Source organism: Actinosynnema sp. NPDC023658 (assembly GCF_040639995.1).
In the GTDB taxonomy this organism is placed as follows: domain Bacteria; phylum Actinomycetota; class Actinomycetes; order Mycobacteriales; family Pseudonocardiaceae; genus Actinosynnema.
In genome coordinates, this window is the sequence record NZ_JBFAAX010001116.1 from 1 (window position 1) to 1,712 (window position 1,712).

Sequence of the window (1,712 nt, forward strand, 5' to 3'; positions counted from 1 at the left end):
GTATCAGAGGATGTCGACGAAGACCTTGGAGACGTCGATGTCGTCGATGATGTCGGCGTTGTTCAGGGCGTCCACCACGGCCTGCTTGAACACCAGGTTGTCCTCGACGTTCACGTCGTCGATGACGTCCTTGATGGTGACCTCGACCGCGTCCAGCTCGGCACCGTTCAGGACCTTGATGTGGTTGCCGCTGGCCACGTCACCGATGGTGATGAGCGAGTCGTTGAGGTCGATCGGGAACTGCACCGTGGTGTTGATCGTGCACACGATCACGTTGACCAGACCCGTCGGGTCCGAGTTGATGCAGGACGCGTCGGGGACGGTGGTGGCCTGCGCGGCCGAGGAACCACCGAAGACCATCGCACCGGTCATGGCGGCCAGCGCGACACCCGAGGCAAGACGCTTCAACACGAGGTCTCCTAGGTTTGGAATCCTTCTCGATTTCGCCGTGTTCGGCGACGTCACAAATGAAAGCAGACAGGCCGATATTGCACACCCCCTCCCTCGGGTGGGCGGACGATCGGGCGGTGCAGAATTGCTCCGATCGCCTTACTCACCATTCGGTACTCCATTGGGAACAAATAAGTCTCGCTTCACGAAACGTGATCGGGATGCTCCGGTCGGGTGGTCGACCCGACATGGCGTAGCAGAGGGTTGCTAACATCTCGACCGCATCTCCCGAATGACCGCGGACTATGCCTCGGGAGGTGGAAACCCGCCTTCGCATCCGCGTGCTCCGCCAGGGTGATCGACAGCGGTCAAACATGCCGTTGCGGGGAATTCATCCAAAGTTCGCACCACGAACTCTTAGTGTTGTGCGTCACATCCCCAGAAGTTGTCGCAATGGCCGATCGCATGCGTCCGATCGGACGTGTCATCGCGGGGTGATGCCGTTCAGGACGACGGCCACCAAGGCCTCGACGCGGCCCTCGGGGACCTCCGAAGGCGCCGACCCGCCCCGGAACACGCGGGGGAGGACCAGCTCGTGGCAGGCGCCGACGACGAGCGTGGCGACCGCGTCGACGTCGGTGCCCGCCGCGATCCGGCCGCGATCCCGTTCGGCGGCCAGGTACTCGGCCAGGGCGGCGTGCAGGCCCCGCCCGTCGGCCATCGGGTTGGGCAGCGCGTCGAACCGGGCGAACACCTCCGGGTGGCCCACCAGACCGGCGAACGCGGGCAGGAACGCCGAGTGCGCCGCCAGCGCGTGCGTGACGAAGGCGTGCAGGTTCTCCGCCAGGGTGCCGTCCACCGCGGGCCGGCCTATGCGCCGCTCCACCTCGCGGACGTGCTCGTGCAGGGCCAGCGCGAGCAGCTCCTCCTTGTCCGCGAAGTGGTTGTAGAGCACGCCGACCGCGACGTCGGCCGCGCGGGCGATGTCGCGGACCGTCAACCCGGCCGTGCCGCGTTCGTCGATGAGGCGGGTGGCCGCGGCGATCAGGTGGTCGCGCAGGCTCACCTCGCCGTCGCGCAGTGCTGCTGCTCGTCGCGGTGCCATCGTCGGGCATCGTAGGCGGTGGGCGGGTGCGTCAGGCGGTCGCGGTGACGAGCCACGCCGCGCCCCGCAACGGGACCGCGTCGTCGTCCGCGTGGGGCGCGAGCGCCTCGGCCACGGCGGCCCGCAGCTCGGCCTCGCGGGACGCCGGCGCGTCGCGCAGCGCGAACCGCACCGGCCCCCAGCCCATGATGAACTCCGTCGCGTCGGCCACGTCGCG

2 protein-coding genes and 1 pseudogene are annotated in these 1,712 nt (G+C 67.8%); all 3 read right to left on the reverse strand.

The genetic code is table 11. The features are described 5' to 3' along the window. Window positions 1-3 precede the first annotated feature (3 nt). Window positions 4-411 carry a hypothetical protein gene (locus tag AB0G02_RS38680; RefSeq protein WP_360805024.1) on the reverse strand — a complete coding sequence of 136 codons (408 nt, stop codon included), beginning with the start codon at window positions 409-411 and terminating at the stop codon, window positions 4-6. A 463-nt stretch (window positions 412-874) separates the two neighbouring features. Continuing rightward, window positions 875-1,495, reverse strand: a complete 621-nt coding sequence (locus AB0G02_RS38685) for a helix-turn-helix domain-containing protein (RefSeq protein WP_360805027.1) — start codon at window positions 1,493-1,495, stop codon at window positions 875-877. A gap of 31 nt (window positions 1,496-1,526) precedes the next feature. After that, window positions 1,527-1,712 (reverse strand): annotated as a pseudogene (locus AB0G02_RS38690) (SAM-dependent methyltransferase); the annotation flags it as partial.

Coding starts and splice junctions, on each gene's coding strand:
- AB0G02_RS38685 (WP_360805027.1), bottom strand. CDS start 1,495: ATGGCACCGCGACGAGCAGCAGCACTGCGCGACGGCGAGGTGAGCCTG.